We start from the raw sequence: 15353 nt of genomic DNA, 5'->3' as shown, positions 1-15353 counted from the left end.
GACGCCCGGTTAGAGAATTGAATATGCAAAAACGACTGACATTGCTCGGATCCACGGGCTCGATCGGAGACAGCACGCTCGACGTCGTCGCGCGTCATCCGCAACGCTTCTCGGTGTACGCGCTCACGGCGCACCGCAACGGCGACAAGCTCGTCGAGCAGTGCCTGCGCTTTTCGCCCGAAGTGGCCGTGGTCGGCGACGCCGAAACGGCCGCGCGGGTCGAAAAGAAGCTGCGCGAGGCGGGTTGCCGCACGATCGTGACGTACGGCCCGCAGGCGCTCGTGGACGTCTCGAAGAGCGACGGCTGCGACACCGTGGTGGCGGCCATCGTCGGCGCGGCGGGTCTCGCGCCCACGCTCGCGGCGGCGCGCGCCGGCAAGCGCATTCTGCTCGCGAACAAGGAAGCGCTCGTGATGTCGGGCGACATCTTCATGGACGCGGTGCACGACAACGGCGCGGTCCTCTTGCCGGTGGACAGCGAGCACAACGCGATTTTCCAGTGCCTGCCGCTCGACGCGGCGCAGCACGGCGGCGTCTCGAAGATCGTCCTCACCGCATCAGGCGGCCCGTTCCGTACGCGCGAACCGGCCACCCTCGTCAACGTGACGCCCGAGGAAGCTTGCAAGCATCCGAACTGGTCGATGGGCCGCAAGATCTCGGTCGATTCGGCGACGATGATGAACAAGGGCCTCGAGGTGATCGAGGCGCATTACCTGTTCGATCTGCCGGGCGAGCGCATCGAGGTGCTGATTCATCCGCAAAGCACGATCCATTCGATGGTGTCGTACGCGGACGGTTCGGTGCTCGCGCAACTGGGCAATCCCGACATGCGCACGCCGATCGCGCACGCGTTGGCGTTTCCGGATCGCGTCGATTCGGGCGTCGCGCAGCTCGATCTCACGCAGGTGGCGACGCTCACATTCGAGAAGCCCGATTACCAGCGTTTCCCCTGCCTCGCGCTTGCCATGAAGGCGCTCGCGGAAGGCGGCGTCGCGAGTGCGACGCTCAACGCGGCCAATGAGGTCGCGGTGGAGGCGTTCCTCAACCGCCGCATCGGTTTCATGGCGATCGCGCAGACGGTCGATGCCGTACTCAACGCACTCGGAAACACGAGCGCGTCGAGTCTCGACGTCGTGCTGGAAGCCGATGCCGCCGCGCGCCGTGCGGCGCACACCATCATCGACAGCTTGCCGGTGCCGGCCTGAAACGCTTTCAGGGGCGCTTCGCCGGGGCTTGCCCTGAGGCCGCGCCGAGACCCGCACGCTGTTAGCAGGAGGTACGTATGAACCTGCTCACCGAACTGGTGGCTTTTGTCGTGGCGATCGGCGTGCTCGTCGTCGTGCACGAGTACGGGCATTACAGCGTCGCGCGTCTGTGCGGCGTGAAGGTCCTGCGCTTTTCGATCGGCTTCGGCCGGCCGCTCCTGCAGTGGGTCAGCAAGAAGAGCGGCACCGAGTGGACCATTTCGGCGCTGCCGCTGGGCGGCTACGTCAAGATGCTCGACGAGCGCGAGTCGCCCGACACGATCGCGCCAGGCGATCTCGCGCAGGCGTTCAACCGCCAGTCGGTGGGCAAGCGCATCGCCATTGTCGCAGCCGGTCCCATTGCCAATTTCCTGCTGGCTATCGCGCTGTTTTCGCTGGTTTTCGCGACCGGCGTGAACGAGCCGGCGGCGATCGTCGCCGCACCCGGCGCACAGAGTGCAGCCGCGAGAGCGGGCTTTCAGGGCGGCGAGAAAATCGTTTCGGTCAGCGATGCAAACGGCAGCGATACGGAGCCCGTGCGCTCGTGGTCGGATCTGCGCTGGAAGCTGCTTTCGGCGGCGTTCGATCACAGCCGCGTCGTGCTGGCCGCCCGTGACGGCGGCAGTACCTACGACTTCCCGCTCGACCTCTCGCACCTGAGCGGCAAGGATCTCGACGACGATTTCATGTCGCGCCTCGGCCTCGAACCGGGCGGCGGCAAGCTGCAGGTCGCGGGCGTCGAGCCGGGCAGCGCGGCGGAGCAGGCCGGGCTGCAAAAGGGCGATCGCCTGCATGCCATCGACGGCCGGCCGGTCGACAGCGCGAACACGTTCATCGCCTATGTGAAGGGCCATGCGGGCAAGCCGGTGCGCATCGAGGTGCTGCGCGGGCAGACGGATGAAGGGCAGCAGGGCCAGCAAGGGCAAACCGTTACGCTTACCGTCGTGCCCCAGGTGCAGACCGACGAAGAAACGGGCGACCAGGTGGGCCGCATCGGTGCGGCGCTCTCCGCGCAGGCGCCTTCGGTGGATGTGCGTTATGGGCCCGTGGAGAGCCTGCGCCTCGGCGCGTATCGCACGTGGGATATCGCGGTGTATTCGCTGCGGATGTTCGGCCGCATGATTACAGGCGAAGCGTCGCTTAAGAACCTGTCGGGCCCGGTCACGATTGCCGACTACGCGGGCAAGAGCGCGCGCCTCGGGCCGTCGGCCTTCCTCTCGTTCCTCGCCCTTGTCAGCATTAGCCTGGGCGTGCTCAACCTGCTCCCAATTCCGGTATTGGACGGGGGGCATCTGTTATATTATCTGGTTGAAGCCGTAACGGGCAAAGCCGTATCGGATCGCTGGCAGCTCGTGCTGCAGCGGGCGGGGCTGGCCTGCATCGTCGCACTGTCGGCGATCGCGTTGTTCAACGATCTGGCTAGGTTAATCCATTTTTAAAGTGTCTGGCGGCGTCCTCGGGCGGCCGCCCGGCTGGATGCCGCTATACATACCTGGGGAAGCACGTTGTTTAGACCTCATCGCTTGATTCCGAAGTCGGTTGCAGCAGCAGCGGTTGCCGCACATGGACTGGTTGTTCACGCAGCAACCACGCCTTTCGTGGTTCAGGACATCCGCATCGAAGGCCTGCAACGCATCGAGCCGGGCACCGTATTCGCGTACCTGCCCATCAAGCAGGGCGAGACTTTCAACGACGACAAGGCTTCCGAGGCGATCCGCGCGCTCTACGCAACGGGTTTCTTCAACGACGTGAAGATCGCGGCGCAGGGCAACGTGGTGGTGGTCCAGGTTCAGGAACGTCCGGCGGTCGGCTCGATCGACTTCGCAGGTCTGCACGAGTTCGACAAGGACAACCTCACGAAGGCGCTCAAGTCGGTGGGACTCTCGCAGGGCCGCTATTACGACAAGGCGCTCGTCGATCGCGCCGAGCAGGAACTCAAGCGCCAGTACCTCACGCGCGGCTATTACGCGGCACAGGTCACGACCACCGCGACGCCGATCGACCGCAGCCGCGTGAGCCTTCTGTTCTCCGTCGTCGAAGGTCCGAGCGCGAAGATCCGCCAGATCAACTTCATCGGCAACAAGGTGTACAGCACCGGCACGCTGCTCTCGGAGATGCAGCTGTCCACGCCGAACTGGTTCTCGTGGTACACGAAGGCCGACCTGTATTCGAAGGACAAGCTCACGGGCGACCTCGAGAGCCTGCGCTCGTACTATCTGAACCACGGGTATCTCGAGTTCAACATCGACTCGACCCAGGTGTCGCTCTCGCCCGACAAGAAGGACATGTACCTCACGATCGGGATTCACGAAGGCGAGCCCTACAAGGTGTCGGGCGTTCATCTGACCGGTAATCTGCTCGACCGCGAAGGCGAGCTCAACAAGCTGATCGGGATCAAGCCGGGCGAGACCTTCTCGGCCGCGAAGCTGACGGCGACCACCAGGGCGCTCGTCGACAAGCTCGGCGAATACGGCTACGCGTTCGCGACCGTCAACGCCGTGCCGCAGATCGACCGGGCGAATCACACCGTCGATCTCGCGCTGCAGATCGATCCGGGCCGCCGCGTGTACGTGCGCCGTATCAACGTGGTCGGCAATACGCGCACGCGCGACGAAGTCGTGCGCCGCGAAATGCGCCAGCTCGAAAGCGCGTGGTTCGATTCGAACCGCCTCGGGCTGTCGAAGGACCGCGTCAACCGTCTTGGTTACTTTACCGACGTCGATGTGAGCACGGTCCCCGTGGAAGGCACCGCCGACCAGGTGGACGTGAACGTGAAGGTCGTCGAAAAGCCGACCGGTGCGATCACGCTCGGTGCCGGCTTCTCGTCCACCGACAAGGTCGTGCTGTCGGCGGGCGTGTCGCAGGACAACGTGTTCGGTTCGGGCACGTCGCTCTCCGTGAACGTGAACACGGCGAGTTCGTACCGCACGCTGGCCGTTACGCAGGTGGATCCGTACTTCACGGTGGACGGCATCAAGCGCATTACCGACGTGTATTACCGCACGTATCAGCCGCTCTACTACTCGAGCGATTCGAGCTTCAAGATCGTCACGGCCGGCGGCGACCTGAAGTTCGGCATTCCGTTCTCGGAAGTCGATACGGTGTATTTCGGCGCGGGCTTCGAGCAGGATCGGCTCGACCCCGACCAGTACACGCCGCAGAGCTACCTCGACTACGTGGCCGATTTCGGCCGCGTGTCGAACAACGTGCCGCTCACGATGGGCTGGTCGCGCGACGCGCGTGACAGCGCACTCGTGCCGAGCCGGGGGTATTTCACGCAGGCGAACGCCGAATTCGGCACGCCGATCGGCAGTACGGAGTACTACAAGGCCGACGTGCAGGCGCAGTACTATTACTCGTTTGCGCGCGGCTTCGTGCTCGGCATGAACTTCCAGGCCGGCTACGGCAATGGCCTCGGCGGCAAGCCGTATCCGATCTTCAAGAACTACTACGCGGGCGGTATCGGTTCCGTGCGCGGTTACGAGCCGAGCTCGCTGGGTCCGCGCGACAAGACGACGAACGATCCGATCGGCGGTTCGAAGATGGTGGTCGGCAATATCGAACTGATGTTCCCGCTGCCGGGCACGGGTTATGACCGTACACTGCGCGTCTTCACGTTCCTCGATGGTGGTAACGTCTGGGGGACGGAAGGCAACAGCATTGGCGCGAACGGCCTGCGCTACAGCTACGGTGTGGGTCTTGCGTGGATTTCGCCGATCGGGCCGCTCAAGCTGAGCATGGGCTTTCCGATCACGAAGCACGAAGGCGATCAGTACCAGAAGTTCCAGTTCCAGATCGGGACGGCGTTCTGACCGGCGCTACGCGAACGCGTGGCACGGCGGGAACGGGAATCCAGAGAATCGAGAGGATGACTTTGCTAACGGGTATGTTTTCAAGACGGATGTTCGGGGCCATGGCGCTATCGCTGGCGGTATTTGCTTTCGGCGCGGGCGCGGCCCAGGCGCAGGAGGCGAGAATCGCGGCGGTCAACTCCGACCGCATCCTGCGCGAATCCGCCCCCGCGAAGGCTGCGCAAACCAAGCTGGAAGCGGAGTTTGCCAAGCGCGACAAGGATTTGCAGGATATGGCGCAGCGCCTGAAGGCCATGTCCGATGCGCTCGACAAGAACGGGCCGTCGCTGTCGGCGACCGATCGCGCACAGAAGCAGCGTGACCTGTCGCAGCTCGACAGCGACTTCCAGCGCAAGCAGCGCGAATTTCGCGAGGACCTGAACCAGCGCCGCAACGAGGAACTCGCCGCGGTGCTGGACAGGGCCAACAAGGTGATCAAGCAGATCGCCGAGCAGCAGCACTACGACCTGATCGTGCAGGAAGCGGTCTACGTGAGTCCGCGCATCGACATCACCGATCAGGTGCTGAAGGCGCTCGCCTCCGCGAGCGGCGCGATCCCGGCATCGGGTGCGAGCAGTACCAACTGACGTAAAGAACAAGGCAGGAGCAGCACGAGCATGGCTTTCACGCTTGAGGAACTCGCCGGGCGTTTTGGCGGTGAAGTGGTCGGCGACCCGGCGCAGCGGGTCGGCTCGCTTGCGCCGCTCGACCAGGCGGGTCCGCAACAACTGGCGTTCCTCGCCAATCCGAAGTACCTGGCGCAGGTCGAAACGACCCGCGCCGGCGCGGTGCTCATCAGCCCGGGCGATCTTGCGAAGGTTGCTTCGGGCGCAAACCCTGTGCATGGCGCCCGCAACTTCATCGTCACACCCAATCCGTATGCTTATTTCGCGCGCGTCGCGCAGGCGTTCATCGATCTGGCGGCACCGAAGGTGCAATCGGGCGTGCACCCCCGCGCGAATGTCGACGCCACGGCGAAGGTTGCCGCCAGCGCGGTGGTCGGCCCGAACGTGACGATCGAGGCAGGCGCCGTGATCGGCGAGAACGTGCGCCTCGACGCGAACGTGTTCGTCGGCCGCGGCACGCAGATCGGCGCGGGCTCGCACCTGTACCCGGGTGTGGCCGTCTATCACGGCTGCCGTATCGGCGAGCGCGCGATCGTGCACGCGGGCGCGGTGATCGGCTCGGACGGCTTCGGCTTTGCCCCCGATTTCCAGGGCGACGGCGAGGCACGCACGGGCAGCTGGGTCAAGATTCCGCAGGTGGGTGGCGTTTCGATCGGTTCCGACGTCGAGATCGGTGCGAATACGACCATCGACCGCGGGGCCATGGCCGACACGATCATCGAAGAATGCGTGAAGATCGATAATCTCGTGCAGATCGGGCACAACTGCAAGATCGGCGCGTACACCGTGATCGCCGGCTGTGCCGGTATCGCGGGCAGCACGACGATCGGCCGCCATTGCATGATCGGCGGCGCGGTGGGCATTGCAGGGCACGTGACGCTCGCCGACTACGTGATCGTGACGGCGCAGTCGGGCGTCTCGAAGTCGCTGAAGAAGCCCGGCATGTACACCAGCGCGTTTCCGGCCGTGGAGCACGCGGACTGGAACAAGAGCGCCGCGCTCCTGCGCAATATCGACAAGCTGCGCGACCGCATCCGGGCGCTCGAAGCGGCGCTCGCCGACAAGCCGCAAGGCGGCGCATAAACCAAGGTATTTTCCGGGGCATACGGGCGAGGCGGCCGGAGCCGGCGTGCAGTGTATGGCGCCGGTTTTCGTGGCCGGATCGCGCTCCGGGCAGATCCGCATGCCCGATTTCGCGTGCGTAGCGCATACTGCGCGCAAGCGCGCGCGGCGTCGGCATCGGCACCGCTAGTCATCGCGCAACTCCTGCGTGAGCAGAAACACCATGAACATCGAAAAACTCAACTTCGACATCCACAAGATCCTCACGCTGCTGCCGCATCGCTATCCGTTCCTGATGGTGGACCGGGTTCTCGAACTGGAGCCGCACAAGAGCATCAAGGCGTTGAAGAACGTGACGGTCAACGAGCCCTTTTTCACGGGCCATTTCCCCACGCGTCCGGTGATGCCCGGCGTGATGATCCTCGAGGCGCTCGCGCAAACGGCCGCGCTCCTCACGTTCTCGGAAGAGCAGCAGGACTTCACGAACACGCTCTACTACTTCGTCGGCATCGACGGCGCGCGTTTCAAGCGCGTGGTGGAGCCGGGCGACCAGCTGATCCTGAACGCCACGTTCGAGCGCTACATGCGCGGCATCTGGAAGTTCAAGGCGCATGCGGAAGTGGACGGCGTCGTCGCCTGCGAAGCAGAGCTGATGTGCACCGTGAAGAAGAACGACGCGCCCGCGCAATAACGCGCGTCGCGTAGTGTCCGCGCGCGCCGCATGGCGCGCCGGCACGCAACTGAAATCGAAGCGAGGGCGAATGAGCAGGATTCATCCCACTGCAATCGTCGAAACGGGCGCGCAGATCGACGAGACGGCCGAGATCGGCCCGTATGCCATCGTCGGCGCGCATGTGAGCATCGGTGCGCGAACCGTGGTCGGCTCGCACAGCGTGCTCGAAGGCCATACGACGATCGGCGAAGACAACCGCATCGGTCATTACGCATCGGTCGGCGGCCGTCCGCAGGACATGAAGTACCGGGACGAGCCCACGAAGCTCGTGATCGGCAACCGCAACACGATCCGCGAATTCACGACGCTGCATACGGGCACGGTGCAGGACACCGGCGTCACGATCATCGGCGACGACAACTGGATCATGGCCTATGTGCACGTCGGCCACGACTGCCGTATCGGCAACAACGTGATCATGTCGAGCAATGCACAGCTCGCGGGCCACGTGATCGTGGACGACTACGCCGTGGTCGGCGGCATGACGGGCGTGCACCAGTACGTGCGCATCGGCGCGCACGCGATGGTGGGCGGCGCTTCGGCGCTCGTGCAGGATGTGCCGCCGTTCGTGATCGCGGCCGGCAACAAGGCGGTGCCGCACGGCATCAACGTCGAGGGCCTGCGTCGCCGCGGCTTCTCGCCCGATGCGATTTCGGCGCTGCGCTCGGCCTACCGCACGCTCTACAAGAACGGGCTCTCGCTCGAAGAGGCGAAGGCCCAGCTCGCGGAGCTGGCGGGCGCCGGCGGCGACGGCGATGCCTATGTGAAGGCGCTGATCGACTTCGTCGAGCAGTCGCAGCGCGGCATCATCCGCTAACCGATGGCGCTCTCGACCCGTCCCCTGCGGCTCGCGATGGTGGCCGGCGAGCCGTCCGGCGATCTGCTCGCCGCGTCGTTGCTCAACGGTCTCGCGGGCCGTCTGCCCGATACGACGCAGTACTATGGAATCGGCGGCCCGCGCATGGCGGCCGCCGGTTTCGACGCGCACTGGCCGATGGACAAGCTCACGGTGCGCGGCTACGTCGAGGCGCTCCGGCATATTCCCGAGATTCTGCGCATTCGCGGCGAGCTCAAGCATCAGGTGCTGGCCGATCCGCCCGACGCGTTCGTCGGCGTCGACGCGCCGGACTTCAATTTCGGCCTCGAACATTCGCTGCGCGCGGCCGGCATTCCGACCATCCATTTCGTCTGCCCGTCGATCTGGGCGTGGCGGGGCGGGCGCATCAAGAAGATCCAGAAGTCCGTGGATCACATGCTGTGCGTGTTCCCGTTCGAGACGGCGATACTGGAGAAGGCGGGCGTGGCAGCGTCGTACGTGGGCCACCCGCTTGCCGACGAGATTCCGCTCGAACCCGACGTGCCGGGCGCGCGACGCGCGCTGGACCTGCCCGAAAGCGGGCCTGTGATCGCGGTGCTGCCGGGCAGCCGCCGCTCCGAGATCAATCTGATCGGGCCGACGTTTTTCGACGCGATGCAGATCATGCAGCAGCGCGAGCCGGGCCTGCGCTTCGTGATGCCGGCGGCGACGCCGGCGATCCACGCGCAGTTGCAGGAACTCGCGAATGCGCATCAGGGACTCGCGCTGACGATCATCGATGGCCAGTCGCAGCTCGCGATGACGGCCGCCGATGCGATCCTCGTGAAGAGCGGCACGGTGACGCTCGAAGCGGCGCTGCTCAAAAAGCCCATGGTCATCTCATACAAGGTGCCCTGGCTCACGGGCCAGATCATGCGTCGGCAGGGCTATCTACCCTACGTGGGCCTGCCGAATATCCTCGCGGGCCGCTTCGTCGTGCCCGAAATCCTGCAGCACTTCGCGACGCCCGAAGCGCTCGCCGACGCCACGCTCACCCAGTTGCACGACGAGGCGAACCGGCGCACGCTGACGGAAATCTTCACGGAGATGCATCTGGCGCTGCGCCAGAACACGTCGCAACGCGCCGCGGAAGTGGTAGCGGGCATCGTGGAAAAACGCAGAGGGCGGGCATGACGGGCGACGGATCGAGCGGTTCGGTCAAACGTGGCCGGCCAAAGGCGCAAGGAGCCGGCAAGCGCGCTGCGGAGGCGCCTTCGAAGGCAGCGGCGAAGCGCGCGACGCGTCATGCGTTTGCAGAACAGGCCGGTTTGCTGTTCGAGTCGCCCGAGGACGTGATCTGCGGCGTGGACGAGGCAGGGCGCGGCCCGCTGGCCGGTCCCGTGGTCGCGGCGGCGGTGATACTCGATCCGGCGCGCCCCATCAAGGGGCTCGACGACTCGAAAGCTCTGACCGCGAAGACGCGCGACGCGCTCTACGACCTCATCGTCGAGCGCTCGCTTGCCTGGTGCGTGGCATCGGCGACGGTCGAGGAGATCGACACGCTCAATATCCTGCACGCGACGCTGCTTGCCATGCGGCGCGCGGTCGAAGGGCTTTCCATCGCGCCCACGCTCGCGAAAATCGACGGCAACCGCTGCCCGGTGCTGCCGGTGCGCAGCGAAGCCGTGATCGGCGGCGACGCGCTGGTGCCGAGCATTTCGGCGGCGTCCATCATCGCGAAGGTGACGCGCGACCGCATGCTGCTAGAACTGCACGAGGCGCATCCGCTGTACGGTTTCGACGCGCACGCCGGCTACGGCACGCCGCAGCACCTGGCTGCGCTGCGCGAGCATGGCCCCTGTGTGCACCATCGCCGCTCGTTTGCCCCGGTGCGCGAGGCGTATGCGCTGCACGGCATCGTGATTCAATCGGCAGGCCGCCCGTGAAAGCCATTACCTCACGCGACAATCCGCTCTACAAGCACCTGAAGGCGCTGGCCGGCTCGACGCATCAACAGCGCAAGAGCGGCCAGGCGCTGCTCGAAGGCTTCCATCTGGCGAGCGCCTGGCTCGATGGCGGCGGCCAGCCCGAATACTGCATCGTGACCGACGGCGCGCTCGCGCACGAAGAGGCGCAAGCGATCGTCGCGCGCATCGATGAGCGGCGCGTCGTGACGCTGCCCGACGCGCTCTTCGGCCAGCTTTCGAACGTCGTGCACGGTGTGGGCATGCTGCTGCTCGTCGATACGCCCGAAGCCGTGCTGCCGGATCGTGTGGCGTCCACCTGTGTGATTCTCGACGGCGTGCAGGACGCGGGCAATGTCGGCTCGATCCTGCGCAGCGCGGCGGCCGCGGGCATCGATAAGGTGTTCTGCACGCCGGGCACGGCTTACGTATGGTCGTCGAAGGTGCTGCGCTCCGCGATGGGCGCGCACTTTCTGCTGGAGGTGTTCGAGAACGTCGAACCCGCGGCGCTGGCGGATTTGCTGGGCGTGCCGGTCGTCATCACCGATTCGCATGGCGCCGTGGCGCTCGACGAATGCGACCTGACCGGGGCGGTGGCATGGGTGTTCGGCAACGAAGGGGCCGGCGTATCGCAGATCTGGCGCGATGCGGCCGCGCACCGCGTGACGATCCCGCAGCCGGGCGGCATGGAGTCGCTCAACGTAGCCGCGGCGGCTGCGGTGTGTCTCTTCGAGCAGTGCCGGCAGCAGCGCCACGCGCGGCTGAGTGCTTCCTGAGCGCTTCGTTCGGTATCTGAAACAAAAAACGCCTGCTCATCCGAACAGGCGTTTTTGCTTTGAAGCCGCGATTGAAGACTCAGCCCGAACCTCAATAAGCCGGCTTGTCGATGCGGATCTCCTGGAGGATCGTCGTGGCGATTTCCTCGATCGACTTGTGTGTCGAGGAAAGCCACTTGATGCCTTCGCGGCGCATCATCGCCTCGGCCTCGTTGACCTCGTAGCGGCAGTTCTCCAGCGCCGCATATTTGCTGCCGGGGCGGCGCTCGTTGCGGATTTCGGTCAGGCGCTGCGGATCGATCGAAAGGCCGAAGATTTTCGAGCGATGCGGCAGCAAAGAATTGGGCAGCTTGCCGCGCTCGAAGTCATCGGGAATGAGCGGATAGTTCGCCGCCTTCACGCCGTACTGCATCGCGAGATACAGGCTCGTCGGGGTCTTGCCGCTGCGCGAAACGCCCACGAGGATCACGTCGGCGTCGGCGAGATTACGGTCCGACTGGCCGTCGTCGTGCGCGAGCGAGAAGTTGATCGCCTCGATGCGGTTCTTGTACTCGTCGGTGTCGGCGTTCTGGTGGCCGCGGCCCATCGCGTGGCTCGACTTGAGCTCGAGCTCCTGCTCCAGCGGCTCCACGAAGGTCTGGAACATGTCCAGCACGAGCGCGTTCGAGCGCTTCACGATCTCGTTCGAATGGCTGTCCACGAGCGTCGTGAAGACAATCGGGCGACGGCCTTCCTGCACGGCGGCTTCGTTGATCTTCTCGGCGGTCGAGTAGGCCTTGTCGGTCGAGTCCACGAACGGAACGCGGATGAGCCGGAACTTCTGGTCGAACTGCGAGAGGATCGAGTGCGCGAAGGTCTCGGCGGTAATCCCGGTACCGTCGGAGACGATGAATACGGTGGGCGGCATCGTTTGAAGCTGGGTACGTGCGCTGCTACAGGCGCTGGAGGAGGGACGGCGCGCCCGGCCGGCGCGAGGTGCAGCGTTCCGAGGCGCGATTCTCACCGACTGGCACATTTTCCAGAGTCGGCACGGTAGAATAGCGGCAACCTGTTGGATAAGCAATTGCAGTGCAACCGCGTCAAACGGCAGCCTATCGTGGCTTCTTCTGACGTCAACTCGCAGCGATTCCGTCTAACTTCGCGTAATCGTGCGCATCTTCGTGCTTTTCCTTTCATTGGGTGCAAGCTTCGAAGCCGTTCGCGATTGCTTCTCCAACAGGTTGCGCAAGACGCGAATCCGTTTCCTCATTTTGCAAAATGAGAGCGGACTGCGTTCGAGCCCACTTGCGCAATCGTGAATTTTTTTCACACTTAGGGGCTTGTATGACTAACACCGTTGCAAAGGATCAGGCGTATGTAGTGCCTTTCGAGCAGTTGCGGATGACCGATGTCGAGATCGTGGGCGGCAAGAACGCCTCGCTCGGCGAAATGATCAGCCAGTTGGCTGAGGCCGGCGTGCGAGTGCCCACGGGTTTCGCCACGACGGCGCTCGCTTTCCGCGACTTCCTGAAACACAACAACCTGACCGAACGGATCGCCGCTCGTCTGGAGACGCTCGACGTCGACGACGTGAAGGCGCTGGCCGAGGCCGGCAAGGAAATCCGTCAATGGATCGTCGATGCGCCGCTGCAGCCCAAGCTCGAGGCGGACATCCGCGCGGGCTTCGAAACCCTGCAGAACGGCTCGCCGGCTGAACTCTCGTTCGCCGTGCGTTCGTCGGCGACCGCGGAAGACCTGCCCGACGCCTCGTTCGCCGGTCAACAGGAAAGCTACCTGAACGTGGTGGGCGTCGAAGACGTGCTCGACCGCCTCAAGCACGTGTTCGCGTCGCTCTACAACGACCGCGCCATTTCCTATCGCGTCCACAAGGGCTTCACCCACGCCGAAGTCGCGCTGTCGGCCGGCGTGCAGCGCATGGTCCGCTCGGATCGCGGCGCCGCGGGCGTGATGTTCACGCTCGATACGGAGTCGGGCTTCAAGGACGCCGTCTTCGTCACGTCGAGCTACGGTCTCGGCGAGACGGTCGTGCAGGGCGCCGTGAATCCGGACGAGTTCTACGTCTTCAAGACTACGCTCGCCCAGGGCAAGGCCCCGATCATCCGCCGCTCGATCGGCTCGAAGCTCATCAAGATGGAATTCACGCAGCCGGGCGAGCCGGGCCGCGTGAAGACGGTCGATGTATCGCACGAACAGCGCAACCGCTTCTCGATCACCGACGAAGACGTGATCGAGCTGGCGAAGTACGCCGTCATCATCGAGAAGCACTACCAGCGTCCGATGGACATCGAGTGGGGCAAGGACGGCCTTGACGGCAAGATCTTCATTCTCCAGGCGCGTCCTGAGACGGTGAAGAGCCAGGCCGCCGGCAAGGTCGAGCAGCGCTTCAAGCTCAAGGGTCAGTCGCAGGTGCTGGCAACGGGCCGCGCCATCGGCCAGAAGATCGGCGCGGGCCGCGTGAAGGTGATTCACGATCCGTCCGAAATGGAACGCGTGCAGCCGGGCGACGTGCTCGTGGCCGACATGACCGACCCGAACTGGGAGCCGGTGATGAAGCGCGCTTCGGCGATCGTCACGAACCGTGGCGGCCGTACCTGCCACGCGGCGATCATCGCGCGCGAGCTGGGCGTGCCGGCCGTGGTGGGCTGCGGCGACGCCACCGACGTGCTGAAGGACGGCGCGCTCGTGACCGTGTCGTGCGCGGAAGGCGACGAAGGCCGCATTTATGACGGCCTGCTGGAAACCGAAGTCAGCGAAGTCCAGCGTGGCGAGCTGCCGCCGGTGCCGGTCAAGATCATGATGAACGTCGGCAACCCGCAACTCGCGTTCGACTTCTCGCAGCTGCCGAATGCCGGCGTGGGTCTCGCGCGTCTCGAATTCATCATCAACAACAACATCGGCGTGCACCCGAAGGCGATCCTCGAGTATCCGAACGTCGACGCGGATCTCAAGAAGGCCGTCGAAAGCGTCGCGCGCGGTCACGCCTCGCCGCGCGCGTTCTACGTGGACAAGCTCACGGAAGGCATCGCCACGATTGCGGCCGCGTTCTATCCGAAGCCCGTGATCGTGCGTCTGTCGGACTTCAAGTCGAACGAGTACAAGAAGCTGATCGGCGGTTCGCGCTACGAGCCGGACGAAGAGAACCCGATGCTCGGTTTCCGCGGCGCCTCGCGTTACATCGCCGAGGACTTCGCCCAGGCGTTCGAGATGGAATGCCTTGCGCTCAAGCGCGTGCGAGAAGAGATGGGTCTCACGAACGTCGAGATCATGGTGCCGTTCGTGCGTACGCTCAAGCAGGCGGAGCGCGTGGTGGGCCTGCTCGAGAAGTTCGGGCTCAAGCGCGGTGTGAACGGCCTCAAGCTCATCATGATGTGCGAAGTGCCGTCGAACGCGATCCTTGCCGAAGAGTTCCTGCAGTTCTTCGACGGCTTCTCGATCGGCTCGAACGACCTCACGCAGCTCACGCTCGGCCTCGACCGGGACTCGGGCATGGAACTGCTCGCCGTCGATTTCGACGAGCGCGATCCGGCCGTGAAGTTCATGTTGAAGCGTGCGATCGAAACCTGTCTGCGCCTGAACAAGTACGTGGGCATCTGCGGCCAGGGCCCGTCCGATCATCCGGACTTCGCCCAGTGGCTCGCCGAGGAAGGCATTGCTTCGATCTCGCTGAACCCGGATACGGTCATCGAGACGTGGCAGGCGCTGGCGAACGCCCAGGCAAAATAAGGCCGCAGCAGACGCCGCCTTGACGAAAGTCGTGGCGGCGCCTGCCGCCGCGGCACCGCACGAAAAAAAGTGTCAGCTTCGTGCTATAACACCCCGGTCAAGCCGGGGTGTTTTACTTTGGGAGACTGACGTGGGTCCACATGGATTGTTCTGGTGGGTCGGCGCGGGTGTGCTGGTCGTCGCCGAACTGATGACGGGCACGTTCTACCTGCTGATGATCGCGCTCGGCTTTCTCGCCGGCGTGCTCGCTTACGAACTGGGCGTGCCGCTCGACTTCCAGCTCGTCATCGCGGCCGTTGTCGCGCTGATCGCCGTGATCGCCCTGCGGCGTTCGCGCTTTGGCCGGCGCCGGCGTAATACCGACGCTTCGCGCGATCCGGGCGTCAATCTCGACATCGGCGAATCGCTCAACGTCTCGGGGTGGCACGAGCGCCGCGCCCGGGCCATGTATCGCGGCGCCGAATGGGATGTCGAACTCGCGCCCGGCGAGCCCGAAGACGCGCATCTCTACGAAATCAAGGCCGTGCGCGGCAGCTGCCTCATCGTCGGCGCGCGCCACGCCTGAGTCTTGCGGCGCG

General features: G+C 64.7%; 13 protein-coding genes. 12 read left to right on the top strand and 1 reads right to left on the bottom strand.

Annotation, left to right across the window (positions count from 1 at the left end; all coding sequences use genetic code 11):
- The first annotated feature begins 23 nt into the window (after window positions 1–23).
- From U5760_RS19495 to U5760_RS19450, 10 genes are all read left to right on the top strand, one after another.
- Window positions 24–1205: a 1-deoxy-D-xylulose-5-phosphate reductoisomerase gene (locus tag U5760_RS19495; RefSeq protein WP_322013931.1), complete on the top strand. Its 1182-nt coding sequence runs from the start codon at window positions 24–26 to the stop codon at window positions 1203–1205.
- A gap of 77 nt (window positions 1206–1282) precedes the next feature.
- Entirely contained in the window at window positions 1283–2683 is a 1401-nt protein-coding gene (gene rseP, locus U5760_RS19490; RefSeq protein ID WP_322013930.1) for an RIP metalloprotease RseP, read from the top strand.
- A 66-nt stretch (window positions 2684–2749) separates the two neighbouring features.
- Window positions 2750–5056: an outer membrane protein assembly factor BamA gene (gene bamA / locus U5760_RS19485; protein WP_322013929.1), complete on the top strand. Its 2307-nt coding sequence runs from the start codon at window positions 2750–2752 to the stop codon at window positions 5054–5056.
- A 62-nt stretch (window positions 5057–5118) separates the two neighbouring features.
- Entirely contained in the window at window positions 5119–5682 is a 564-nt protein-coding gene (locus tag U5760_RS19480) for an OmpH family outer membrane protein (RefSeq protein ID WP_322014118.1), read from the top strand.
- 30 nt (window positions 5683–5712) lie between these two features.
- The gene (gene lpxD, locus U5760_RS19475) at window positions 5713–6804 is read left to right on the top strand and encodes a UDP-3-O-(3-hydroxymyristoyl)glucosamine N-acyltransferase (RefSeq protein WP_322013928.1); all 1092 of its coding nucleotides are present in this window, start codon (window positions 5713–5715) and stop codon (window positions 6802–6804) included.
- 202 nt (window positions 6805–7006) lie between these two features.
- Window positions 7007–7474 (top strand): 3-hydroxyacyl-ACP dehydratase FabZ, encoded by a 468-nt coding sequence (gene fabZ / locus U5760_RS19470; protein WP_322013927.1) that lies wholly within the window; start codon window positions 7007–7009, stop codon window positions 7472–7474.
- A gap of 70 nt (window positions 7475–7544) precedes the next feature.
- Complete coding sequence (gene lpxA, locus U5760_RS19465; RefSeq protein ID WP_322013926.1) at window positions 7545–8333, top strand: acyl-ACP--UDP-N-acetylglucosamine O-acyltransferase; 789 nt, start codon at window positions 7545–7547, stop codon at window positions 8331–8333.
- Window positions 8334–8336: 3 nt separating this feature from the next.
- On the top strand, window positions 8337–9506 hold the full coding sequence (gene lpxB, locus U5760_RS19460) for a lipid-A-disaccharide synthase (protein ID WP_322013925.1): 1170 nt from the start codon (window positions 8337–8339) through the stop codon (window positions 9504–9506).
- The gene (gene rnhB, locus U5760_RS19455) at window positions 9503–10258 is read left to right on the top strand and encodes a ribonuclease HII (RefSeq protein WP_322013924.1); all 756 of its coding nucleotides are present in this window, start codon (window positions 9503–9505) and stop codon (window positions 10256–10258) included. Before lpxB ends, rnhB begins: the two co-directional genes overlap by 4 nt.
- Window positions 10255–11052, top strand: a complete 798-nt coding sequence (locus tag U5760_RS19450; RefSeq protein WP_322013923.1) for an RNA methyltransferase — start codon at window positions 10255–10257, stop codon at window positions 11050–11052. The genes rnhB and U5760_RS19450 overlap by 4 nt, the downstream gene beginning before the upstream one ends.
- 91 nt (window positions 11053–11143) lie before the next feature.
- Here U5760_RS19450 and U5760_RS19445 read toward each other — a convergent pair whose 3' ends face one another.
- Window positions 11144–11959, bottom strand: coding sequence for a pyruvate, water dikinase regulatory protein (locus U5760_RS19445; RefSeq protein ID WP_322013922.1), 816 nt, complete (start codon window positions 11957–11959; stop codon window positions 11144–11146).
- Between the two features lie 416 nt (window positions 11960–12375).
- Between U5760_RS19445 and ppsA the strand changes: the two genes are divergently transcribed.
- Entirely contained in the window at window positions 12376–14775 is a 2400-nt protein-coding gene (gene ppsA, locus U5760_RS19440; protein WP_322013921.1) for a phosphoenolpyruvate synthase, read from the top strand.
- A gap of 190 nt (window positions 14776–14965) precedes the next feature.
- Window positions 14966–15340 (top strand): NfeD family protein, encoded by a 375-nt coding sequence (locus U5760_RS19435; protein ID WP_322014117.1) that lies wholly within the window; start codon window positions 14966–14968, stop codon window positions 15338–15340.
- Window positions 15341–15353: the final 13 nt, after the last annotated feature.

This window comes from Paraburkholderia sp. J12 (assembly GCF_905220215.1).
GTDB lineage: Bacteria > Pseudomonadota > Gammaproteobacteria > Burkholderiales > Burkholderiaceae > Paraburkholderia.
The sequence above is the reverse complement of the archived record's forward strand: the minus strand, read 5'-3'. Positions and strand labels throughout refer to the sequence as shown.